Annotated in this window: 20 protein-coding genes; 7 read left to right on the forward strand and 13 right to left on the reverse strand. The window is 44.4% G+C overall.

Features of this window, described 5'->3' with window-relative positions:
• Window position 1: 1 nt before the first annotated feature.
• Both CYL18_RS12085 and CYL18_RS12090 read right to left on the reverse strand, forming a co-directional pair.
• Window positions 2-1,003, reverse strand: coding sequence for an S-adenosylmethionine:tRNA ribosyltransferase-isomerase (locus tag CYL18_RS12085; protein ID WP_104849763.1), 1,002 nt, complete (start codon window positions 1,001-1,003; stop codon window positions 2-4).
• Window positions 1,003-1,722 carry an SDR family NAD(P)-dependent oxidoreductase gene (locus tag CYL18_RS12090; protein WP_104849764.1) on the reverse strand — a complete coding sequence of 240 codons (720 nt, stop codon included), beginning with the start codon at window positions 1,720-1,722 and terminating at the stop codon, window positions 1,003-1,005. Before CYL18_RS12090 ends, CYL18_RS12085 begins: the two co-directional genes overlap by 1 nt.
• A gap of 146 nt (window positions 1,723-1,868) precedes the next feature.
• Between CYL18_RS12090 and CYL18_RS12095 the strand changes: the two genes are divergently transcribed.
• From CYL18_RS12095 to CYL18_RS12105, 3 genes are all read left to right on the forward strand, one after another.
• Window positions 1,869-2,987: a GAF domain-containing sensor histidine kinase gene (locus CYL18_RS12095; RefSeq protein WP_104849765.1), complete on the forward strand. Its 1,119-nt coding sequence runs from the start codon at window positions 1,869-1,871 to the stop codon at window positions 2,985-2,987.
• 18 nt (window positions 2,988-3,005) lie between these two features.
• A complete protein-coding gene (locus CYL18_RS12100; RefSeq protein WP_104849766.1) occupies window positions 3,006-3,656 on the forward strand; it encodes a response regulator in 651 nt (216 codons plus the stop codon).
• A gap of 207 nt (window positions 3,657-3,863) precedes the next feature.
• A complete protein-coding gene (locus CYL18_RS12105; RefSeq protein WP_104849767.1) occupies window positions 3,864-4,826 on the forward strand; it encodes a DMT family transporter in 963 nt (320 codons plus the stop codon).
• 139 nt (window positions 4,827-4,965) lie between these two features.
• Here the strand turns inward: CYL18_RS12105 and CYL18_RS12110 are convergent, their stop codons facing one another.
• From CYL18_RS12110 to CYL18_RS12125, 4 genes are all read right to left on the reverse strand, one after another.
• The gene (locus CYL18_RS12110) at window positions 4,966-5,286 is read right to left on the reverse strand and encodes a hypothetical protein (RefSeq protein WP_104849768.1); all 321 of its coding nucleotides are present in this window, start codon (window positions 5,284-5,286) and stop codon (window positions 4,966-4,968) included.
• 217 nt (window positions 5,287-5,503) lie between these two features.
• Complete coding sequence (locus CYL18_RS12115; protein WP_104849769.1) at window positions 5,504-6,844, reverse strand: GntP family permease; 1,341 nt, start codon at window positions 6,842-6,844, stop codon at window positions 5,504-5,506.
• Between the two features lie 76 nt (window positions 6,845-6,920).
• The gene (locus tag CYL18_RS12120; protein WP_104849770.1) at window positions 6,921-8,063 is read right to left on the reverse strand and encodes a glycerate kinase; all 1,143 of its coding nucleotides are present in this window, start codon (window positions 8,061-8,063) and stop codon (window positions 6,921-6,923) included.
• Between the two features lie 109 nt (window positions 8,064-8,172).
• Entirely contained in the window at window positions 8,173-8,589 is a 417-nt protein-coding gene (locus tag CYL18_RS12125) for a hypothetical protein (protein WP_104849771.1), read from the reverse strand.
• A gap of 165 nt (window positions 8,590-8,754) precedes the next feature.
• Between CYL18_RS12125 and CYL18_RS19115 the strand changes: the two genes are divergently transcribed.
• Window positions 8,755-8,838, forward strand: coding sequence for an IS3 family transposase (locus tag CYL18_RS19115; RefSeq protein WP_407984539.1), 84 nt, complete (start codon window positions 8,755-8,757; stop codon window positions 8,836-8,838).
• A gap of 51 nt (window positions 8,839-8,889) precedes the next feature.
• Here the strand turns inward: CYL18_RS19115 and CYL18_RS12130 are convergent, their stop codons facing one another.
• Both CYL18_RS12130 and fdhD read right to left on the reverse strand, forming a co-directional pair.
• The gene (locus CYL18_RS12130) at window positions 8,890-10,077 is read right to left on the reverse strand and encodes an MFS transporter (protein WP_104849772.1); all 1,188 of its coding nucleotides are present in this window, start codon (window positions 10,075-10,077) and stop codon (window positions 8,890-8,892) included.
• Window positions 10,078-10,189: 112 nt separating this feature from the next.
• Window positions 10,190-11,002 carry a formate dehydrogenase accessory sulfurtransferase FdhD gene (gene fdhD / locus CYL18_RS12135; protein WP_104849773.1) on the reverse strand — a complete coding sequence of 271 codons (813 nt, stop codon included), beginning with the start codon at window positions 11,000-11,002 and terminating at the stop codon, window positions 10,190-10,192.
• Window positions 11,003-11,168: 166 nt separating this feature from the next.
• On the opposite strand from fdhD, the gene fdhF reads away from it, so the two are divergent.
• Complete coding sequence (gene fdhF, locus CYL18_RS12140; RefSeq protein ID WP_104849774.1) at window positions 11,169-14,123, forward strand: formate dehydrogenase subunit alpha; 2,955 nt, start codon at window positions 11,169-11,171, stop codon at window positions 14,121-14,123.
• Window positions 14,116-14,682: a DUF1641 domain-containing protein gene (locus CYL18_RS12145; RefSeq protein WP_104849775.1), complete on the forward strand. Its 567-nt coding sequence runs from the start codon at window positions 14,116-14,118 to the stop codon at window positions 14,680-14,682. Before fdhF ends, CYL18_RS12145 begins: the two co-directional genes overlap by 8 nt.
• A gap of 109 nt (window positions 14,683-14,791) precedes the next feature.
• Here CYL18_RS12145 and CYL18_RS12150 read toward each other — a convergent pair whose 3' ends face one another.
• The 5 genes from CYL18_RS12150 to CYL18_RS12170 all read right to left on the reverse strand — a co-directional run bounded on the left by CYL18_RS12150 (window position 14,792) and on the right by CYL18_RS12170 (window position 18,266).
• Window positions 14,792-15,433 (reverse strand): response regulator, encoded by a 642-nt coding sequence (locus tag CYL18_RS12150; RefSeq protein WP_104849776.1) that lies wholly within the window; start codon window positions 15,431-15,433, stop codon window positions 14,792-14,794.
• Window positions 15,430-16,470 carry a sensor histidine kinase gene (locus tag CYL18_RS12155; RefSeq protein WP_104849777.1) on the reverse strand — a complete coding sequence of 347 codons (1,041 nt, stop codon included), beginning with the start codon at window positions 16,468-16,470 and terminating at the stop codon, window positions 15,430-15,432. The genes CYL18_RS12150 and CYL18_RS12155 overlap by 4 nt, the downstream gene beginning before the upstream one ends.
• Window positions 16,467-17,192 (reverse strand): cell wall-active antibiotics response protein LiaF, encoded by a 726-nt coding sequence (gene liaF / locus CYL18_RS12160; RefSeq protein WP_104849778.1) that lies wholly within the window; start codon window positions 17,190-17,192, stop codon window positions 16,467-16,469. The genes CYL18_RS12155 and liaF overlap by 4 nt, the downstream gene beginning before the upstream one ends.
• A 77-nt stretch (window positions 17,193-17,269) precedes the next feature.
• Window positions 17,270-17,905 (reverse strand): PspA/IM30 family protein, encoded by a 636-nt coding sequence (locus CYL18_RS12165; protein WP_104849779.1) that lies wholly within the window; start codon window positions 17,903-17,905, stop codon window positions 17,270-17,272.
• Window positions 17,906-17,924: 19 nt separating this feature from the next.
• Window positions 17,925-18,266 (reverse strand): lmo0954 family membrane protein, encoded by a 342-nt coding sequence (locus CYL18_RS12170; protein WP_104849780.1) that lies wholly within the window; start codon window positions 18,264-18,266, stop codon window positions 17,925-17,927.
• 309 nt (window positions 18,267-18,575) lie between these two features.
• Here CYL18_RS12170 and CYL18_RS12175 point away from each other — a divergent pair, with 309 nt between their 5' ends.
• Complete coding sequence (locus tag CYL18_RS12175) at window positions 18,576-23,048, forward strand: Ig-like domain-containing protein (RefSeq protein ID WP_104849781.1); 4,473 nt, start codon at window positions 18,576-18,578, stop codon at window positions 23,046-23,048.
• Window positions 23,049-23,149: the final 101 nt, after the last annotated feature.

Genomic DNA, 23,149 nt, shown 5'->3' on the forward strand with positions numbered 1-23,149 from the left:
CCTATATAATCAAATTCATATCTCCAAACTCATGCCATAAATACCTTTCTTTAATCGCCATTTCATAGGCGGCAACTAATTTTTGCGAATCAATCAAGGAGCAAAGCAAATCAAGATGACTTGCCTCTGCTTCATGAAAACCAGTCAAGAGACCATCAATGACTTGAAGCTGGTCATGCTCCCCAATTGAAAGAGTGGTGATTCCTTCCGCCTTGCCGGTAAGAATGGCTGATTCTGCCGCTCTGACAACGGTTGTTCCGACAGCAATGATTCTTCCTCCCACTTTTTTTGCTGCATGGATTGATTTGAGGGTTTCCTCCGGCACATGATAATATTCTGGATTGACTGCAGGCTTCACTGGGTATTCATCATCGCAAAAATCGCTTAAGCCAGTGTGAAGCTGTAAAAAACCTAGCTTAATCCCCTTTTTCTGCAGCTCAAAAAGCAGCTCCCAGCTGAATGCCCTGCCTGCTGAGGGCATTTCTGCCGAGCCGGGAACAGAGGCATAAACCGTTTGATAGCTTTCGAGCTTCCATGGTGTATCAATATATTCATAACGGATGGGCTCACCATGGCGGTAAAGTGTATCAAAAAACAGCTCATTTTCTTGATTGAACGATACGGTCCACAAAGGAGTCCCATCAACTCGGTTCTTTATCTTAGCCATCAATTGATTGGGGAAATGAAGGTCCGCTCCCGCTTCTACCTCGTCACCGATTATCAGCACATCCCAATATCCGCTAGTCCATGATCTTGCCAGCCGCACTTCTTTTCCACAATGTGTCCATAAGACAGCCGGAATGGTTCGACTGTTATTCAAAAGAAGTAGATCGCCTTTTCGCAAATAATGGCCTAAATGATAAAAGACATCATGAACGATTTTCCCTGTTTCCTTTTCAATCACCATCAGCTTCACACCGTCCCTCCTCACTCCCCTCTCCTCTGGGGGAATGCAGGCATTCAATTCAACGGGAATGCTGAACGATTTACGGATAGCCCCCATCAATATTCCCCCTCCAAATGGAATTCCTGCGCTTCAAATCGCTTGCCGTTTACACCGAGTGAAGCATCCGAGGCAAGATAGAGAAATACATCAAGATGCTCATCCGGCTTCGGCAGACTATAATCACGCTCCGGCACAGCCAGCTGATGCATCTCAGTGTCCATGCTGCCGGGGTCGACCATATTCATCCGGATTGCAGTCTCAGTTAATTCGTCTGCCCATGTTTCAGTCAGCCCTTCAACGCCGAATTTCGAGATGCCATAGGCTCCCCATCCAGCATAACCAATTGCGCCGGCCTCAGAGGTGATATTGATAACAGACCCGCTCCCATTGACAAGCATCCCAGGCAGCACCCGTTTCGTAACCATGAAAGGACTTGCGATATTTGCCTTAAGCACTTCAAGGAAATCACAAGTAGGATAATCAAGCAATAAAGGCATCGGGCTTGGTCCGAGAATGGCCGCATTATTAATGAGGACATCGATGCGGCCGAATTTTTGCTCCGCCAAGGAAATGAAGCGTTCTACATCCCGTTCTATCGATACATCTGCAGCTACCGCAAGAAGCTTACCCGCCAATCGTTTCGTTTCACTTCGCAAACTCTCTAGCCCATCTTCTCCCCTTGCGCATACGGCAACATTATCTCCTCTGCGCAAAAATGCATGAGTTAAGGCTCTTCCAAGCCCTTTTGATCCGCCTGTAATCATAATCGTCTTCATGTATATCTCTCCCTTTCCATTAATCTTACTTATATGGTACGGAAGAACACTATTTAAGAGCATCCGTGATTAGGAGGAAATGTTCTACAACTTTAGTTGTATCCAAATGTATAATAATAACAAACCATCTGTTGGGAGGCTGGGAAATGAAGCGGGATAGTTATCTATCAGAATTGGAGATTTTAAAGAGCATCGCCGAAACGCTAAATGAGAGTACAGAACTAAAATCTATGCTCGAAGATTGCTTGCGGAAGCTTCTGCAGCTGACTTCGCTTGAAGCGGGTTGGATTTTTCTCATTAACGGAGAAGGGGAATATGAGCTTGCCGCCGCCGAGTCTCTGCCGCCAGCACTTTCGAATCCAAAGCATCAGGCGCTAACACAGGGGGATTGCTGGTGTGTCAGCCGCTTTCGAAACGGGACCTTGACGAAGGCATCGAATATTATGGAATGCAAGCGCTTGGAAAATGCACGCCTAGGAAACTGGGGTGATACATATGGACTTGTCTACCACGCAACTGTTCCGCTGAAAGCCGGCGAGGAGCCATTCGGATTACTGAATGTTGCTGTAGCCAACAAAGAGACATTTGAGGCTCATGAGCTCTCTCTCTTGGAATCCATCGCCTATCAAATCGGAACAGCCTTGAAACGAATTCACCTAACCATGAAGGAACAGGATATCAAAATTGCCGAAGAGCGAAATCGTCTTGCTCGGGACCTGCATGATTCTGTCAATCAACTGCTCTATTCCATTAACGTCACCTCAAGTGCCGGTATTCGCTTAGCGAAAGAGATGCCCATCAAGGAAGTCTTGTCAGATATTCAAAGAATGTCCCAGCATGCGCAGGCTGAAATGAAAGCTCTTATCTGGCAGCTTCGTCCGGCAGGACTTGCAGAAGGATTGGCCTGCTCTTTGAAGAAATACGGGGAAATGCTCGGTCTAGAGGTGAATTTATCTGTTGAAGGAATCTCCATGCTTACCTCTCTCCAGGAGGAGACCCTTTGGCGGATTGCCCAGGAAGCCTTCCATAATACGTTAAAGCATTCAGGAGAACACAAGGTTAATATTGTTTTACATTATAAAAAAGATACGGTGGTTATGATCGTATCAGATGATGGCATTGGTTTTCAGTATGCCGAAGAAACCTGTTTGCCAAGCATCGGCCTGAAAAGTATGGGAGAGAGAATCAAAAGTATGAATGGGAGAATGGCCCTGCACAGCAAGCGCGGAAAAGGTACCTCCCTAAAGGTTGAACTGCCAATTTAACAGAGGAGGAAATATACTATGACGATCAAAATTGTAATTGCCGATGACCATCCAGTCGTCAGAAAAGGACTCTCCTTGCTGCTATCGAGCCAGGATGAATTTGAGGTAATTGGTGAAGCATCCAATGGAGAAGAAGCTATCGCCAAGGCTCTTGAGCTTTCACCCGAAATTATGCTTATGGATTTGGTGATGCCTAAGATTGATGGCATCTCTGCTACGAAGGAAATCCTCCGTCTGAAGCCGGAAATCAAGATTCTCATCCTGACGAGCTTCTCGGATGCAAATCATGCCATTCCAGCTCTAGAAGCTGGTGCGCTGGGCTATTTATTGAAGGAAAATGACCCAGAAGAGGTTATCCAGGCAATATCTAAATTAGTGAATGGGGAGAAACAGATTCATCCAAAGGTCACGGAAGGGTTATTGTCAGCCCTGCAAACACAGCGAAAGCCTGAACAAAATTTACTCAACTCGCTCACCAGCAGGGAAAAAGAAGTGCTGAAAGAAATTACGAATGGCAAAAGCAATAAAGAAATAGCCTCCACACTCTTTATCAGTGAGAAAACTGTCAAAACGCATGTATCCAATATATTATCAAAGCTTTCCTTACAAGACCGAACACAAGCGGCACTGTTTGCGATTCGCCATTTGCCGGCTCAAATAGATAAATAACCTAATATTTTCTCATCACTCATAATATTTGGCCACTAATCGAGAATTTGACAATTAACTGCTCACCTATGCTCCGCGCACTTCCCTAAACGCATTTAGTTGAGAGTCTTTCTGTCTGTTATTCCTAGCTAAATAACTTGATGTATGAATAAAATAGTGAGAAAATACTGGAAATGTGAAGCTGATATTCAATATGGAGGAATGTACATGGCAGGAAATCGCTTGGCCGCCAATACTATTTTACTAAGCGTTGCGATGGTATGGGGACTGACATTTGTCCTCATTCAAGATGCAATCGTTACTTTACCCCCTTTTGCCTTTAATGGCTTAAGATTCGGGCTTGCGGCTCTCATCTTATGGGTTTATTTATACTTTAATGCTTCAAAGCCCTTACAGCTAAAAAAATTGGCTGGACAGTTTAAATATGGTCTTATACTCGGAATCCTGCTATTTGCCGGCTATGCACTGCAAACATACGGTTTGCTATACACTACATCAGGTAAATCCGGCTTCATTACCGGTTTATCGGTTGCTTTAGTACCATTCCTAAGCTTTTTCATCCTTGGTCAAAAAGCAAAGCTGCAATCCCACTTTGGAACTGTCCTTGCGGTTGCCGGATTGTATATCATGGCGTTTTCAGATTTATCCTCGATCAATTTAGGAGACGTCCTGACCTTTATATGTGCCATTTGTTTTGGGCTTCAGCTCGTCTATACAGCGAAATATACATCAAAAGCGGATACTGCTAATCTCGTACTCATCCAATGCTTGACGGTCGGTTTATTGAGCGGTTTTTCTTCTATATTATTTGAACCGACAATCTCGGCTTCCGTGTTCAGCAGCCCGCTTATCATCATTGCCTTATTGATCACGAGCTTGTTTGCAACGGTCTTTGCCTTCATCGCACAAACCCATTACATCAAGTACACAACTCCTGCCCATGTAGCACTTATCTTTGCAACTGAGCCTGTCTTTGCTGTCGTTGGCGACTTTGCATGGAACGGGGCACTGCTCGGTCCTGCGGCCATCACTGGTTCGTTACTCATTTTGGCCGGAATGGTACTCGCCGAGGTTCCACTTCCACGTCCAATCCTTGTGTACTTTACTCGAAATAAGACGGCAGAAATAGCGGAAGTACCGGTTGAGAATGAACCGCCTATTCAGAAATAATCCTGATTGCAGACCCTCATAATACATTAAGCTGCTGATATAAGAAAAGAAACTCGCCAACTTATTAGCGAGTTTCTTTTCTTGAAATAATATAATCCATGATTACGTAAGACTATTTCTTATCAGGACAGCTTAGGATTTAATCCTCCCGCTCCTTCAAAAGCCGCAAGCTTCCTTTTTTCTGCTCTCTAAAATCCTCTAACCGTCTAGGAACATTCTTTACACCGTGATATTTCTGATAAAACTCTTCCCACGAGTCTCCGCTCAATCTATAATAATTTTCCAGTACGTCTATATAAGAAAATAGTGCTTGTTCGACCACTATTTCAGATAACTCATATTCCTTTGGCAAGTCCATATCTAATCTTTCACATAATAATTGTTGTAGTCTCTTTGCGTACTTAATTTGCCCAACGAATACATCTATATTTTCATATTCCTCTTGAATGGTCACAATCATTTAGTTCCTTTCCGAAAAAACAAGTCATTGCAATTTAAATTATGAAGTAATTACAGAAAACCGACAATAGCTAAAGATATATTAAGATAATAACAATTTTTTGTACATCATTCCACAAAAGGATAAACATAACTTAAGAGATCTATTGAATCATATGATAAATGAAACAAAGACACCCGGAATTTTTCGAGTGTCTTTGTCAGTGCTGGCTAATCTATCAAACCAATATTACCCAGAGAAGCATAGTGAAAACAATCGTCACAATCCCCTGCAATAAGGTCGCCATTGTTTGGGCTTTGTAGGCATCTGTTACCTTCATGCCGCTGAATTGGGTGACAACCCAAAAGAAGCTGTCATTCACGTGACTGACCGTCATGGCACCTGCACCGATGGCCATGACTACGAGTGCTAACGGCACTGCATCCTCAATGCCCATTGTTGGCAATAACGGAGCAATTAAGGATGAAGTAATGACAAGAGCCGTTGTTGAAGAACCTTGTGCCGTTTTTAATGCGGCTGCGATTAAGAATGGAATCAATAAGAATAATGCACCCGTAAAGACATCCGCTATATCCCAGCCTTGAATGATGTCTGCAACGCCCGTATTTTTAATAACGGTTCCAAATGCGCCACCAGCTCCTGTGATTAATAAAATCGGGGCAGCATCCAGCAAAGCAGCGCCAATCCAATTCGTTAATGTTTCTTCATTGAATTTCGGTAATAATGGAAGTGCCGCCACTACACCTAGCATTAATGAAATAATCGGTGTTCCTAAGAACGTCAAGAACGAGGTGATATTCCCTTCCATACCCATCGCTGTTACTGCCGATCCAATTCCGATTAAAATGATTGGCAAAATAATAGGAAGAAAAGCTTGAAACGTTGACGGCATTTTACCAAACGATTGCACTATTTTCTCATAATCTAATTCTTCTGCATCCTCTTCTACTTCAATCCTCGAAGCAACCTTGGTTGCCCACAGGTAGCCGACAACAACTGCCGGAACGGCCACAATCAACCCAATCAAAATAATGGTCCCTAAATATCCTTCTGCCCCAATATTCCCTGCAGCGGCAATCGGTCCTGGTGTTGGTGGCACCAGCGTATGCGTTGCATACAAACCAGTTGCCAATGCTACGGACATTGAAGCTAGAGCTACCTTCGCGCGCTTTGCTAATGCTTTACGCAAGCTATTCAGAATAACAAAACCAGAGTCGCAGAATACCGGAATCGAAACAATATAGCCAATAATACTCATCGCCAGCTGTGGTCGCTTTGGCCCAACAATGCGAAGGACTACTTCTGCCATTCGATAAGCAGCCCCCGCTTTTTCTAATATCGTACCAATAATCGTCCCAAATACAATGACGATTCCAATTCCGCCCATAATGCTGCCGAAGCCGCCATTAATATTTTCGACGACTTCAGCTAATGGCATCCCGGAAGCTATGCTGACAAACAAAGTCCCTAATATTAATGATAAAAATGGATGTACCTTGAATTTTGTCGTTGCCAAAACAATCAATAATACCCCAAGAATAATCACAACAAATAACATAATACTCCCCCCATATTGTCCATAATCCCTGTGAAAATCTCATCCTGCTTACATTCTCCTGCCAACCTGCTGCTAGTTAACTCTCTATTTTACAGCTAACATACGTTCGAGTTACTTGTTCAGCTGTCTGTTCAAGTAACTCTGCTCCCAACTTCATCGCCATATCAAGCTGCATTGGTCCATTTATGATGCTATGAACACTCGTGATGCCATGCTCATACAAAGCATCAATCCCCTGTCCAATGGAGCCCGCTAAAGCAAAAACAGGTATCCCCTCTCTCTTCGCTGCTTGCGCAACCCCCATCGGTGTCTTTCCTGAAGCAGTTTGATAATCAATTTGGCCTTCGCCTGTAAAAACAAACTCTGCTCCAATCAGCTTTTCTTTTAACCCTGTATATTCAATGACCATATCAATGCCCCGCCTCATTTTCGACGGGAAAAAGGCTTGGAATGCTCCGCCAATTCCACCAGCAGCCCCCGCTCCAGCCATTTCATGCAATCGAATGCCTGTCTGTTCCTCTACTAAATCAGCAAAGTGTTTGAGGTTTCGATCCAAGTGGTCAACCATTTCTGCCGTAGCTCCCTTTTGCGGACCAAAGACATAAGAAGCGCCTTCCTTGCCAATCAACGGATTTTGCACGTCACTAGCTATTAAAAATTCACTATTCGCTATACGAGCATCAAAATCACTGGCATCTATTTTGGCCAGTTCACGAAGTGCTCCGCCGCCACCTTGAATGGATTGTCCTTCTCCATCTAATAGCTTCATACCCAGCGCCTGAAGCATCCCAGCTCCGCCATCATTGGTAGCGCTTCCGCCAATGGCAAGAATAAACTTGCGGCAGCCATCATCGAGCGCCTTCGTAATCAATTCCCCTGTTCCATATGTAGTAGTAATCATTGGATTCAAGCGTGATGGTTCAATTAAATTAAGGCCTGATGCACGCGCCATCTCAATGACACATGTTTCCCCATCGCCAAGCACCCCATATTCAGCCTGGACTGGCTCCAGCAACGGCCCCTTGACCTTCACTTGAACTTTTCGACCATTCGTAGCGGACACCAAGCTGTCCAAAGTTCCTTCTCCGCCATCAGCAACGGGAACTAAAACTGTTTGTGCATCTGGGGCGGCCTTCTTAACGCCCCTTTCAATTGCCTCCGCTGCCTTAAGTGCCGATAAACTGCCTTTGAATGAGTCCGGTGCAATAACAATTTTCACTGTATGCTTCACCTCATCTCTTCTAATATATGTTCATTCTTGATTCTATAGATTTCATTAGAGCATAGGGAAACAGACACTGCCTACACTTGGAAGCGAATAAAAACATTTAAGAAAATCTAATAGATTTTTCTTTTATGATAAAAGTAAGCAATCCTAGTAAACCAAGTGAAAGCTGGATTATGCTGGCGATCAAAAATTGCCCTGTAGGCAAGTACCATTCACCCAAAAGTACTCTTGATAAAATGGTACAAAAGAAGAACAAAGCGCCCATCATTATCGTAATCAGAAATACCTTAGTATCCTTCTTAACAATCCCATAAACAAAAGCAAAGAGATTCCCGAAACCAAAAACAAGTATCCCAAATAAAGCAAGACTTCCCCAGCTAGTAAATGGTAGTTTCCCAATCCACTCTTGCGGCCACGGACCGAAAGCGCCCCTTCCTAAAAACATAAGTCCGCCTACATAAAAAGCCCCTAATGACAATAATAAATGATATAGAATTGACACGCTTTTTACAGACATTTCCACACTCCCTTCTACCTTTAGTACCAACACCTAAATCGGCAAATTCCTTTATCTAGATAATATTCTATTCTTCATTATTGATTTCCTGCTTCTTGAGATACCGTGACCTTATGGTTTAAGATTAGGCCATAATATGGGACTCTCCATAGACAGCACAATATAATTTACTATTATAATGACTATTATCAATGGAACTTAAAGAAGATGACCCCTGTTCAATTTAGGGATCATCTTCTCATAGCTTAGTCTCTTTATAAATGATATGAGAGTACCAGTTTAATTACGGGCATCTCTTTCTTACACAGTCTTCTTTCTTGTCAAAATCACATACAGAATCATCGCTATCAATACCGAAATTCCCGCGGTTGCATATATGCTGCCATACCCGAAGGAGTGCGCTATCTGCCCGAATGAAATGGCTCCTATTCCTATTCCAAGGTCGAAGAAGGAATAGAAAGTTGCATTGGCCATTCCCTTCCTGTTCGCTGGTGCCTGATCAATCGCCCAAGCTTGCAAGGCCGGCTGGACACTGCCAAAACCAAATCCATAAAGGAAAGCAGCGATTAACAGTCCGGCAGTTCCCGGCAGCCAAGACAAAAGAAACATAGCAATGACCATTAGTAATGTGCCTGGGAGAAAAACAGCCTTATGTCCTTTGCGGTCATACAGCTGTCCGGCAAAGGTACGGGTCAGCATGACAGAAACAGCATAGACGAGAAAATAATACTGTATTCCTTCCACACCCTTCTGCGCTGTATAGAGCGGCAGGAAAGTGGCGATTCCTCCAAAAGTAAATGTAATGAAGAAGGCCAAAATAGAAGGCTTCAACGAACTTATCTCATATAAATCCCAAAATTTACGGGATGAGGATACCTTCTTGACCTCTCCTTTTTTGAAATGAATTTGGGATGCGGCCAAAAGAGCCAATGCCGGCAAAATCGCACAAATCAGGAAGAATTGATTAAAGGGAATCAAGACCACAAGCGCTAGCCCGATAGAAGGACCAATCGCCATCGCTAAATTCCCCGACAATCCGAAGTAGCCGAGACCTTCCCCTCTTCTTGTGGATGGCACGACATCAGAAGCTACCGTACCGGATGCTGTCGTTAAGCATCCCCACCCAAATCCTTGCATGATCCTCATGATGAAAAGCAAGGCGATGCTCGCTAAAAATCCGAACGTGCCCACTGTCAAAATTATGACAATCAAGCCGCCAATATAGACCAGGCGACGCCCTCTTGTTTCAAGGGCTTGGCCGGCAAATGGCCGAATCAAAAGGGCTGAAAAAGTAAATATTCCGACTACGAAACCAATCAATTGATCGCTTCCGCCGAGCTCCTTCACAAAAAGAGAAATTGTCGGCAGCGTCATTTGAAAACCCAAAAAAATCAGGAAATTCGCGATACAAATTAGGATGAAATCACGCGTCCATATTTTCTCCTTTACAGCGTTTTGACTGACACCATGTTGAACTTGTTCACTCATTTTATTCCTTCTCTCTTATTCTTTTGCCCTTTCTATAATATCGAAATGTCTTATATCCATTCTATATTAGTTTCAGGTAATGCTGTTATTTATTTGACTGGAATGGCACAAATCATTGAGAGGATGTTTGCTTCATGCTTTCCTTCACCCGTTCTGGGTGAGAATATACATTGAAGCTGCTTCCCCTGATAAAACCAATTGCCGTGATATTCAAATCATTTGCCAGCTCAATGGCAAGGTCTGTTGGTGCCGATTTAGACAGGATAATCCCCACTCCAATCTTCGCTGCCTTCAAAAGAACCTCAGAAGAAATGCGCCCGCTAAAGGCGATTACACCATCACGCACCGGAATATGATGAATGAGACAATACCCAAGCAGCTTATCAAGGGCATTATGGCGGCCTATATCGCTTCTTGCCACAATCAGGTCAGAACCAAGGAATAGCGCTGCATTGTGGACACCGCCAGTTCCCTTGAACAAGGTACTTCCGTCTTGAAGCTCTGTCATCATCCTTATACATTCTTTAGGCGAGATCGTCACCTTCGAATAGGACGTTTTCGCTGTTTTCACATCTACTTGATAATAAAACTGACGGCTCTTGCCGCAGCAGGAGCCAATGAATCTTTTCCCTGTCTCCCTTTGACTGAAGGGCGCTTTATTATGAAGCGTCACGTAACAAAAGTCCTTCCCCTCATCTATATGAAAGTCCAGAATATCAGCCCTTGAGCGAATGATGCCCTCTGAAGCTAAAAAACCGAGAAGAAGCTCATCTAGATGGCTGGGTGTGCAAACCATAGTGGCAAATTCTTCGCCATTCACATGAATCGTGAAAGGAAACTCCACAGCTATCTCGTCCACTTTCTCTTCTAGTTTTCCATCCATATATTTTGTTATTGTTTGCTTCCTTATTACATTCTCATCCATATCACTCACCTACCATTTCCTGTCTATACCCTTGCTTTGAGTAAAAATAACATATTTAGACACATATTCCATAAATGGTGTTTCACCCTCTATAAATAGGGTAGAGATTTCTAAGTATGTTTACTATGGGGTAATATTATTTTTTAACCGAAAGGGGTTTGGCAATTTGAGCAATAATCAAGTCAAAATCAACGGAGTTGACGTGGAGCTGAAGGCTGAGCAAACGGTTTTGCAATTGCTCTCAGACAGTTCAATCGAGATTCCAAGCGTCTGTTATCATCCAAGCTTAGGACCGATTGAAACCTGTGACACATGCATTGTCAATGTAAATGGCGAATTGGTGCGCTCCTGTTCAACAAATGTCAAACCTGGAGATGTCATTGACACCACATCGAAAGAGGTAAAAAAAGCCCAGGTAATCGGGATGGACCGAATTCTTCATAAGCATGAACTATATTGTACAGTCTGTGATTACAATAACGGGGGTTGCGAAGTACATAATACTGTTAAGGAAATGAAAATCAATCATCAAAGCACCCCCTTTGAGCCAAAGCCTTACCAAGAGGACAATTCCCATCCTTACTATCGTTATGACCCGGATCAATGTATCCTGTGCGGCCGCTGTGTTGAAGCCTGCCAGGATGTGCAAGTAACAGAAACGCTCAGCATCGACTGGGAACGGGATAAACCGCGCGTTATTTGGGATAATGATGTGCCAATCAATGAGTCCTCTTGCGTTTCTTGCGGGCATTGTTCAACCGTCTGCCCATGTAATGCGATGATGGAGAAAGGCATGGTTGGCGAAGCTGGCTTTATGACCGCAATCGAAAAGCCGACCTTGCGTCCGATGATTGAAATCATTAAAGGCGTTGAGACAGGTTATGGCTCTATCCTCACTGTTTCTGATGTCGAATCCGCAATGCGTGACGCTAAGATCAAAAAAACAAAAACTGTATGTACGTACTGCGGTGTCGGCTGCAGCTTCGATGTTTGGACAAAGGGGCGCAAGATTTTGAAGGTCGAACCGCAAGTAGAAGCACCGGCTAACGGCATTTCTACCTGTGTTAAAGGAAAATTTGGCTGGGATTATGTCAACAGCGAGGAACGCCTCACAAAACCATTGATTCGTGAAGGAGACCATTTCCGTGAGGCAGAATGGGAAGAGGCCCTCAATCTCATTGCCTCTAAATTCACAGAAATCAAGGAAGATCATGGCGCTGATGCCTTAAGCTTCATCACCTCCTCCAAATGTACAAATGAGGAATCCTATCTGATGCAGAAGCTCGGGCGTGCCGTCATTGGCACGAATAATATAGACAACTGCTCCCGTTATTGCCAGTCACCTGCGACAGTCGGCTTGTTCCGAACAGTCGGTTATGGCGGAGACTCCGGAAGCATCACAGATATCGCACAGGCAGGATGCGTAATCGTCATTGGCTCTAATACAGCTGAATCCCATCCGGTGCTTGCAACACGCGTGAAACGAGCTCATAAGCTGCATGGCCAAAAACTGATCGTCGCCGACATTCGTAAACACGAAATGGCTGACCGCTCAGATTTATTCGTCCAGCCAAAAGTAGGCTCAGACCTCGTCTGGCTGTCTGCCGTGACAAAATACATCGTTGACCAAGGCTGGGCTGACGAACGTTTCCTTGAAGAGAAGGTAAACGGCCTTGAGGACTATATTGAGAGCATTCAAAAATATACCCTTGATTATGCCGAAGAAGTAACGGGCATCTCGAAAGAAGATTTAATCACCATCGCTAAGACGATTCATGAATCTGACGGCGTATGTGTGCTTTGGGCAATGGGGATTACCCAGCATCTTGGCGGTAGTGATTCAAGCACCGCCATCTCTAACCTATTGCTGATAACAGGGAATTATGCTCGTCCTGGTGCCGGCTCCTACCCGCTGCGCGGTCATAATAATGTTCAAGGGGCAAGTGATTTCGGCAGCATGCCAGACCGATTCCCTGGTTATGAGTTTGTATCTGACCCTGACGTTCGTGCCAAGTATGAACAAGCATGGGGTGTTGAATTAACCGACCGCCCTGGCCTAAATAACCATGATATGATTGAAGCGATTCATGCCGGTTCCTTAAAAGCGATGTATCTAAAAGGCGAGGAAATGGCATTGGTCGATTCCAATATCAATCATGTTCATGCTGCTTTTGAAAAGCTTGACTTCTTCGTTGTACAGGATATTTTCTTATCCAGAACGGCCGAGTTCGCCGATGTCGTTCTCCCAGCCGCACCGAGCCTTGAGAAGGAAGGAACATTCACAAACACAGAACGTCGTATTCAGCGCTTATATCAAGCGATGGAACCGCTCGGCGATTCCAAACCTGATTGGCAGATTATCATGGAAGTAGCCAATAAGCTTGGAGCAGGCTGGAATTATAGTCACCCTAGCGAAATCATGGCAGAGGCAGCTTCCCTGTCACCGCTTTATGCAGGAGTATCCTATGATTTGCTAGAAGACTATAACACCCTGCAATGGCCGGTTGCCCCTGATGGAACTGACACACCGCTCTTGTTTAAGGACCGGTTCCCGTTCCCGGATGGAAAAGCGCGTCTCTTCCCAGTCGAATGGACAAAACCGCTTGAGTTTGACGAGGAATATGATTTGCATATCAATAACGGACGCTTACTGGAGCATTTTCATGAAGGCAATATGACCTATAAATCCAAAGGAATCACATCGAAGACACCACAGGTATTCCTTGAGGTATCACCGGAGCTTGCCGAGGAAAGAGGCCTTAAGGACGGTACCCTTGTCCGTTTGACTTCTCCATACGGCTCAGCAAAAGTGAAATGCCTCATTACAGACCGGGTCAAAGGAAAGGAAGTTTATCTCCCATTAAATGATTCAGGAGACGGGGCAATCAATCTATTAACATCCAGCTTTGCTGACAAGGACACAGACACACCAGCCTACAAGGAAATATCAGCGAAGATGGAAGTAATCAGCTACGATGGCGACAGTCCGCTTCCGCGCATCAACCATCGGAACGGAAACCCTAACCCGCAAAAAGGGGTGGAAGTAGAGCGTAAATGGGCACGTAAGGATTATATCTTCCCTGGAGACCTAGCGAAAGTGGGGCGGAAAAATAATGGCTAAGGCTATCAAAAATGTCCACAAGATTGAAATGACAGCAGAGGAAAAACGAGCACAGGATCTACGCGAAATTGAAACAGCTCTTTTAGATAACAAGGATGCCATTCTTGAGACGATTGACCTGCTGAAGCATATGAATAACCGCGGTGCCCTAACGATGGCCACAAGTTTATTTGCAGAGGGGGACAAAGTGCTTTACACCCTTGTCAAAGCGCTCGACAACCCGGAAGCAACCAACCTTTTAAAGAACATGCTCCTATTGGTCGGCGTCCTAGGCACAATCAATGTCAAGCAGCTTGAACCATTCGTAGTGAAATTAAATGCCGGTGTCGCTCGAATGGCCGAGAATAAAGAACAGGAAAAGCCAATCAGTTATCTTGGTTTTGCCAAAACCCTAAAGGATCCAGAAGTCAATCGCGCCGTCGGTCTATTACTTGATTTCCTGCGCGGAATGGGACAGGATACAGAAGATCTCGAACGAAATACCCAGCCGCCTGAGGAGCAGGCCATTCAAAAAGATAGAACACGTGATTATGACGGCAATATGCATAAACGGGATTAAATCGTTAGCGGCTGTCCTGCAAAGCCCACTTTCAAGGGATTTGCAGGACAGCCTTTTTTGGTCTGACTAAATGATTATCTTTTGTTTATCCAAACAAAAAAGCGAAGGATTACTCCTCCACTTCAACTAAATGATGCTGGAATGCATAAATCACGGCCTGCGTCCGGTCTTGTACCTGTAATTTGGACAGGATATTACTTACATGGGTCTTGACCGTTTTTATGGCAATAAACAACTCATCCGCGATTTCCTGATTCGATTTCCCCTTCGCCATTAGCAGCAGGATTTCCCTTTCCCTGCTTGTCAATTCCTCATGCAACGCTTGTGTTTTTGGCTTTCTGAGCTTGGCCATTAATTTATCGGTCACTTCAGGCTCCAGGACGGTTTGGCCTTTATAAGTATCTCTTATGGAATTGGCAATCTCGCTTGCCTTCGATGTTTTCAGCATATAGCTGATAGCTCCTGCCTCTAAGGCAGGATAAACCTTCTCGTCATCTATGAAGCTTGTGACGATGATAATTTTAGCTTCTGGCCATTTAGCGATAATCCGCTTAGTTGCCTCAATCCCGTCCACCTCAGGCATGACTAGGTCCATTAAAATTATGTCCGGCCGCAAAGAAAGCGCGAGAGCAACCCCTTCCTCGCCGGTCCCCGCCTCACCTGCCACTTCAATGTCTGACAGAGAGGATAAATAGGCAGAGACACCAATCCTCACCATCTCATGGTCATCTATTAATAATACCTTTATCATTTGCTATCACCCATTTTCACGATTGGAACCCGTACTTCCACACGTGTCCCTTGATTTGGAAAAGATATAATCTTGAAGGTGCCGCCAATCTCAAGAGCCCGCTCACGCATATTGTCCATTCCATACGAGCCTGCCTTCGCTGTATTTATGTCAAAGCCCTTGCCATCATCAATGACTCTCAGAATCACCATTTGCTCATGCTTGACAATATATACGTCGAGTCTGCTCGCCTTCGCATGGCGCAGCGTATTCGAGACCGATTCCTGAAGGATTCGGAAGAGATGGTCCTCAACCCCCTTCTCTAACAGCAAATCATCGACATTCCAATAAACCTCGAACGGCACCTTTTGCTTCAGCTCATATAAGAGATTTTCTACCCCTTCTTTCAGGCTTTTATCCTTTAGCTGCACCGGGCGAAGATGCATAAGAAGCGCACGCATTTCAAGCTGGGACTGCTGAATCATCCCCTCTGTAAGCTTCAGTTGCTTTGAGCGCCATTCACTAGATTCATCAGGGGATTCATTGATGGCAGAGATCAGCATCGAGGCAGCAAAAAGCTGCTGGCTGACGGAATCATGCAATTCCCTTGCCAGCCTGTTCCGCTCCTCCTTCACCATGCTTTGAACGAGTTTTTCCTGCTCCTCCGTCTTCTCGGTGGCAAGTATTTGTGTTCGCCTCACCTGCTCGAGCATCGTACTCTGCACCCCCGCTAATTTCTCGGCAGCCTCCCGGATATCCGTAATTTTCGGTTCCTTCGCATATTCGATGGTTTCTCCCTTTTTCATCTTATAGATTGTTTCATCGAGACTTTTGATTTCACTTTTATAAAATAAGCCGCTCGCAATCCCAAATAACAAGCCAATGACGATGGCAACGCTCGGAACAAATAATATAAATGGAATATGATAGATTTCTTTCTCATAGAAAGGCTTCCAGTGAGATGGCGTGAACACATAATAATAGGCTCCAGCCATGATGATGACGACGATAACGGCAATAGTCAGGCAGATGAGAATCTGGCGTTTGACGATACTCATACCCGTCTCACCACGATGCTTCCTGCACCGATAGAGGTCACGATTTTGACGCGGCTGCTCGATTCCTCATACCCTTCCGTCTTATAGGCAATCTGCTGATTGCGAATTTCCCGTTTCTCTTGGTCGAATAAGCGAACAGTGCCGTAGAGAGCTGTATGAGATAGCTTTACACCAATGTCATATGGAATGAGAATCTCCACATTGCCGGCGATTGTTCGAATGGCGATGATAGATTCTTCTTTTGGAAGGACCGTATTGCTTAAATCCATAACCACATCTCCAAATCCTACCCCAACATTGATATCATCCCACTCATAAATCTCCTCAGGTGTGGACTGATTCCCAAATAAACGGCTTGAAACCGGACCATGGACTGTTACAAAATTAGCTTCCTGGCTCCCTTCAAAGGAAGGCTTAATCTCAGCAGGCTCTCGTCTTTTTTGCAGATAATGAAGAAGAAATAATAATAGTAAAATAAAAATAATAGCACGTACGACGAATAAGCTGATTAGTCCTGATACAGCGAAGAATAGGCCAACCCATAAGACAATCTTTCCAGTCATGGTAGCATAATTCTTATAGCCATAAAACAGGCATACCAAGGCAGCAATTCCATTGAAGAGCAGCTCATCGAACCGGATGAAAATAATTTCGAACAAGCCTGCAATCAATAGGCCAACCAATATGAGCTTCAAATGTGATTGTTCCTTCGACCCTGACATATGATTGCCTCCTACAAAAAAGTCCGATAAGGCGCAAGTCACAATGCCTGCGCCCTACCTACTAGCATATCATCTTTCTAGCTTAAATCCCCTCTATTTTTCACATCTTTCTCCATGGCTGCAAGACGTGTATCCATAATCATTCCATAATGATTTGCTCTAACCCGCATATCTAGGGGATCACTGTCTCTGTTTGAAGACTTCCGTTTTCCATTCGGAACTCTCCCCTTCTCAATCAATTCTTCCATCTTCCCATATACCTTAGACAAATTATCCTGTCCCATCAACTCAAGCCGCTTAATATGCATATCCTTCAAACTTTGCTGCATGGCGGTAAATTTTTCTTCAAGCTGTTTAAGGTCAAGCTCGATTTGCACAAGCATATGTTCAAGGCGAGATGCTCTTTCCTCATAAATCGTCTGTTCACGCACCGCATACTCATAAAGCTCCTCGGCCCCCTCAGTGCTGCGCGCAATCTCCGCTTGGTCTTTGCGTTTTTGCGCCATATCATAGGCTGCCTGGTGCTCACGCTTCACTTCATCCTTCAATCGATACTGCCTTTCAATCAATCGCTGAACTTGCCCAACCTCATTCTCTGATTCCCGCAAATATTGATTCAGCTTATATAAAGGATGCTTCTTATCCTTCGTTTCCATGACCTCATATAGATCTGCTTCCAATGTTTTCTTTAATTTTGTGAAAAAATCTGTCATTTTACCAGCACTCCTCTTCTTATTTTTTGCTTAATTCTTCCCATTCCCTCTCAAACTTCTTGAATGGATCATCCCTGTTCACCTTTTCCGTCTTATCTTCCTGATAATTTTTATAGAGATAATACAGCAGCACCATTGCAGCTAGACCAACAAAAGCCGACAGATTACTAATGGCCGCAATCAGGATAATAAGCCCTAGTGCTCCCCAGATGAATTTCCCATTCTTATCCGCCTTTACATACTGCTTAAACACGAAATAAAGTGCTCCTACCGTAATACCCAGAACGAGGATGGGTCCAATATTTCCAATGACAATAAAACCGGCGATAATCGCTATGATGATGATTCCGATGTTTTTCATTTTGCATTCCCTCCTTATGCCTTAAGTTTAGCTGGAATCATTTTTTTAGATAACGACCTCTAGCTTGATTTTTAACTAGGTCTCTAGACTGAGCTGCTTCTGCGACTCTTGCATGCCAAATGAAACGCAGGAGTCGCAAGCTTCCCCACCAAAATTCTTAATATACTAAATTTTTACAAATTTTCCTTTATCTATGATAATTAAGGTGGTAAATTTAACATATTGGCAGTCTTATGACTCCAACTACATACCTAGGCAAAGGAGGAAGCGTATTCTTTTCTACCCGAAAACTAAAGAGGAGGAAATCGGATGAAAAACATGTTCAAGCAAGGAGCTGCTGTTTTCTTAGCGGTTATTCTATTACTCTCAAATTTACTTTTGGGATTAGGGAGCGTAAGCGCAAATACAGATAACCAAAAAAGCGCTGGAACGTTTGACGGTAAAGCAAAAGCGAAGCTTGATTTAAGCCAGTTTGATGACCCAAATGAAAAGGTTCGAATCATTATTGAATTAGAAGGAAGCCCTGCCATTGAATACGCGACAGAGCAAGGCGTACTATTTAAGGAATTGTCCAAATCTAAGCAAAATGCCCTGCAATCTCCTGTTAAGGAGGAACAATCAGACCTTCTCTCCTCCATCAAGAAAAAGAGTATTACTTTCTCTATAGAAAATTCCTTCACGGTCGTTGCTAACGGGGTCAGCGGCGAGGCGAAGGTTTCTGACATCCCGGAAATCGAAAAGCTCTCCAATGTTTCATCCGTTTATATCGCAAATGAGTATGAACGGCCAAAAGCGAAACCAGATATGGTCTCAAGCGGAGACATTGTCCAAGCTGAAGAGACATGGGTAGACGGATATGATGGTACCGGTACGGTTGTCGGTGTCGTTGATACCGGCATCGACCCAAGCCATAAAGACATGATTCTTACAGACGAGACAGAAGCAAAGTTATCTGAAAGCGACGTGAAAGCATCCATCTCCACGAACAAGCTACCTGGCAAATACCACACAGTCAAGGTGCCATATGGCTACAATTATTATGACAAAAACCAAGAAATCCTCGACCTCGGCCCTGATGCTTCCATGCACGGGATGCATGTCGGTGGGACAGTTGGTGCCAATGGCCAAAAAGAAAGCGGCGGCATCAAGGGGATTGCCCCTGAAACACAGTTACTGGCTCTAAAAGTCTTTGGAAATGACGCAGCCATGCCATCTACTTGGGGAGATATCTATATCAAGGCGATTGATGATGCGATCTTGCTTGGCGCAGATGTCATCAATATGAGCCTAGGCTCAACAGGCGCCTTCCAAAACCCGGAAGACCCGGAACAAAAAGCGATTGAAAGGGCCGTACAAAATGGTGTCCTCATGTCCATTTCTGCCGGGAATTCCGCCCAATTCTCTGATGGCTATCATGACCCGCTTGCCTCTAATCCCGATATCGGGTTAGTCGGTTCACCAAGCGTGTCGAAGGATTCCATTTCTGTTGCATCTCTTGAAAACACACATGTTTTTGTCGACAAATTCACCTTCACGATCGGCGGTACCGCTTATGATGCCGGATACAAAACACAGGCTTCCCCTCTCCCGCTCGATGTGTTCAAAAAAGCTGAGCAGGAAGTAGTCTATGTGGCAGATGGTGCCCCTGATAAATATGAGGGCAAGGATGTCAGAGGCAAGATTGTATTTGCTGTGAGGACTGCGGCGAATCCAAATTACGGAGAAATCCAAAAGCAAGCGGAAAGTGCTGGCGCGAGTGGCGTCATCGTCAGAGGGACACCTGCTCACGGCGATTTTGTCAGCATGGCGTTAAGCAATCCAACCATTCCGCTCGTTTCCTTACGGGTAAGCGATGGAACAAAGTTTGAAGAGAAAATTATTGAAGCAGGTGGCACAGGAACAGTCAAATTTACCGGAGAGATGATCCAGCTTGAGAACACCTCTGCAGGCCATCTATCCACCTTCACATCTTGGGGCGTAACGCCTAACCTTGATTTCAAGCCTGAAATCGCAGCACCAGGCGGAAAGATTTACTCGACCTTAAACAATGATAAATACGGGGTCATGAGCGGAACATCGATGGCTGCCCCGCATGTTGCCGGCGGTTCAGCCCTAGTCCTTCAATATGTGGAAGAAACCTTCCCTAAGCTAACGGGCAAAGATAAGGTTCAGCGTGCGAAAACGTTATTAATGAACACATCTGCAACCATTAAAGATCCTGAAGGCAGCACCTATTACTCACCGCGCAGACAAGGTTCGGGTGTCATGCAGTTAAATTCAGCCATCCATACACCTGTTTACGTTGTCCAAAAGGGTACGGACTTAGGAAAGGTCACCTTAAGGGAAATCACGAAGGACCAATTCTCCTTCACATTAACAGCAACGAACTTCAGCAAAAAGGATGCAACTTATACGGTCGACACGAGCGTATTGACAGATGCCCTCTATGAAAAAGGCGGCTTACTCTTCAATAATTTGACACCACAAGAAATCGAAAAAGCAGTTGTCACATCAGATAAGACATTGACCGTTAAAGCAGGGAAATCAAAGGATTTAACCATTACCATCAATTTAAAGAATGCCAAATCAAATCTTGAAAAAGCATTCAAAAACGGGTACTTCACAGAAGGCTTTGTCTTCTTAAAAGCCAAAAACAAGGAAGATTCCCTGCCAACGCTGTCAATTCCTTTTGTCGGCTTTAAGGGTGATTGGAATAAGGCCAATATCATCGATCCGCTGCCAAATGATCCGGAGTCCTTCTATGGAGAAACCGGCATGGTAGATCCAGTAACTGGCGATTATTATGGAGTTGACCCATTCAATAACACCCTGAGCCCGGAAAGAATCGCCTTCTCGCCAAACGGAGATGGTGTATATGACACAGCAGCACCAGCTCTCTCGTTCTTGCGTAATGCCAAAACAGTAGAATACTCGGTTGTTGATTCAAATGGCAATGTCCTTCGAAAATTATTTACGGACAAGAATCAGCGGAAGAATTATTACGCATCATCCTCAGTGTCCTTAAACCCAGCCATGACAAAGTGGGATGGAAAGGCCAATAATAAGCTAGTTGCTGAAGGCTTATATTACTATCAAGTCAAGTCGATGATTGACTATGAGGGCAAGCAGCCGCAGGTCTTCAAAATGCCTGTACTGGTAGACAATACGGCTCCAACTGTATCGAAGCTGAAATATGATGATGAAACAAAAACCATCACCTTCCAAGCAGCAGATACTCGTTCTGGATCTGGAATCAAATACCTGACCATCTCCATTAACGGAAATGAGCTCGATGCCCGCATCGCGCCAACAAGCGATAACAAATATCGTATTAAGCTAACGGATTATACCTACAAGGATGAAGACAAAACACCGGTTACCGTCAATGAAGGTGACGATATTAAAGTCATAGCCCATGATTATGCCGGAAACCATGATTTCCAAACAAGTGGTGACCAGACTGTCCCATATATCGTTTCTGAAATTCCGGAAGCTACCGGTAATTTCGATTCATTGGAGATCCCTGTCAAAGGGTATGTAACAGATGACTCTGAGCTAGATTATGTGAAGGTCGCCTATGAAGGAAAAACGAAGGATCTGACTTTAACATGGAATGAGGAGAAGAAACGACACGATTTCGAAGACACCATTACCTTCAGCAAGGAAGGCAAACAGGAAATCCGTTTCCTTGCCGCTGACAAGGCAGGGAATGAGATTGATTTCAACAGAGAAATCTATATTGACACAAAAGCTCCAACCCTTGATGTGAAGTATAAAGAATATACCTCATCATCCACCCAAAAGGTGACCGTATCTGTCACAGACAATTATAATGCGCTCCGCCTTTTGGTCAATGGAAATGAAGAAATCAACACGTTCGTAGATATGGAAGACTCCCCGACATACAAGGAATTCAAGAAAACAAAGGATATTACCCTAAATCTTGAAAATGGGGCCAACGAAGTTGAATTCGTGCTCACAGACCTGGTCGGACATGAGGTCATCAAAACGATAACTATTAACAAGGTTGCTGGTCCTAAGAAACCGAGCATAAATGCCGTGTCTGATGCAAGCAAGACAATCACAGGCAAGGCTCCTACCGGCTCAACTGTCACCATCACAGATAATAAGAAATTGAAGCTGACAGCAACTGCGACTGGAGGCAAGTTTTCCATCAAGCTTCCGAATAAGCTAAAAGCCGGTACTGTCCTTTATGCGACGACAACCGATAAGAAGACTGGTTTAGTAAGCAGCAAGACTAAGATTACCGTTAAAGACAAAACAGCGCCAAGCGCCCCGACTGTCGGAGCGGTTTCCGATAAAACCCAAACCGTAACCGGGAAAACAGAAGCTGGTGCGAAAGTGACCGTCAAGGCAGGCAAGAAAACACTCGGCTCGGCAACAGCCAAGAAAAACGGATCCTACAGCATCAAAATCAAGAAACAAAAAGCCGGCACCTCCCTCTCTATAACAGCGAAGGATAAGGCTGGCAACACAAGCAAAGCGAAGAAAGTAACGGTAAAGGATAAAACAGCTCCATCAGCACCTTCTGTTAATAAAGTAACCATCAATTCAACAAAGGTGACCGGAAAAGCTGAAGCCGGTGCAAAGGTGACCGTCAAGGCGGGCAAGAAAACGCTCGGCTCAGCCACAGCCAAGAAAAATGGTTCCTACTCCGTCAAAATTAAGAAGCAAAAAGCCGATACCACCCTCTCTGTAACAGCGAAGGATAAGGCTGGCAACACAAGCAAGGTGAAGAAAGCTACCGTCAAGAAGAAGTAATTAAAAGACGTACCTAATGGGCTATGAACTGCACCCTATAAAGTAGACAGTTTAATAAAAAGGGATGTGCCGTGTTTATGCGGCGATGAGATGACTTCGGT

The organism is Pradoshia eiseniae, assembly GCF_002946355.1.
GTDB lineage: Bacteria > Bacillota > Bacilli > Bacillales > Pradoshiaceae > Pradoshia > Pradoshia eiseniae.

Bases quoted from the DNA above. Each gene is read 5' to 3' on its own strand.
- CYL18_RS12095 (WP_104849765.1), top strand. From the start codon at position 1,869: ATGAAGCGGGATAGTTATCTATCAGAATTGGAGATTTTAAAGAGCATC.
- CYL18_RS12175 (WP_104849781.1), top strand. From the start codon at position 18,576: ATGAAAAACATGTTCAAGCAAGGAGCTGCTGTTTTCTTAGCGGTTATT.
- CYL18_RS12165 (WP_104849779.1), bottom strand. From the start codon at position 17,905: ATGACAGATTTTTTCACAAAATTAAAGAAAACATTGGAAGCAGATCTA.
- CYL18_RS12090 (WP_104849764.1), bottom strand. From the start codon at position 1,722: ATGAAGACGATTATGATTACAGGCGGATCAAAAGGGCTTGGAAGAGCC.
- CYL18_RS12085 (WP_104849763.1), bottom strand. From the start codon at position 1,003: ATGGGGGCTATCCGTAAATCGTTCAGCATTCCCGTTGAATTGAATGCC.
- fdhD (WP_104849773.1), bottom strand. From the start codon at position 11,002: ATGGATGAGAATGTAATAAGGAAGCAAACAATAACAAAATATATGGAT.
- CYL18_RS12145 (WP_104849775.1), top strand. From the start codon at position 14,116: ATGGCTAAGGCTATCAAAAATGTCCACAAGATTGAAATGACAGCAGAG.
- CYL18_RS12130 (WP_104849772.1), bottom strand. From the start codon at position 10,077: ATGAGTGAACAAGTTCAACATGGTGTCAGTCAAAACGCTGTAAAGGAG.
- liaF (WP_104849778.1), bottom strand. From the start codon at position 17,192: ATGTCAGGGTCGAAGGAACAATCACATTTGAAGCTCATATTGGTTGGC.
- CYL18_RS12100 (WP_104849766.1), top strand. From the start codon at position 3,006: ATGACGATCAAAATTGTAATTGCCGATGACCATCCAGTCGTCAGAAAA.
- CYL18_RS12150 (WP_104849776.1), bottom strand. From the start codon at position 15,433: ATGATAAAGGTATTATTAATAGATGACCATGAGATGGTGAGGATTGGT.
- CYL18_RS12125 (WP_104849771.1), bottom strand. From the start codon at position 8,589: ATGTCTGTAAAAAGCGTGTCAATTCTATATCATTTATTATTGTCATTA.
- CYL18_RS12170 (WP_104849780.1), bottom strand. From the start codon at position 18,266: ATGAAAAACATCGGAATCATCATCATAGCGATTATCGCCGGTTTTATT.
- CYL18_RS12105 (WP_104849767.1), top strand. From the start codon at position 3,864: ATGGCAGGAAATCGCTTGGCCGCCAATACTATTTTACTAAGCGTTGCG.
- CYL18_RS12110 (WP_104849768.1), bottom strand. From the start codon at position 5,286: ATGATTGTGACCATTCAAGAGGAATATGAAAATATAGATGTATTCGTT.
- CYL18_RS12115 (WP_104849769.1), bottom strand. From the start codon at position 6,844: ATGTTATTTGTTGTGATTATTCTTGGGGTATTATTGATTGTTTTGGCA.
- CYL18_RS12155 (WP_104849777.1), bottom strand. From the start codon at position 16,470: ATGAGTATCGTCAAACGCCAGATTCTCATCTGCCTGACTATTGCCGTT.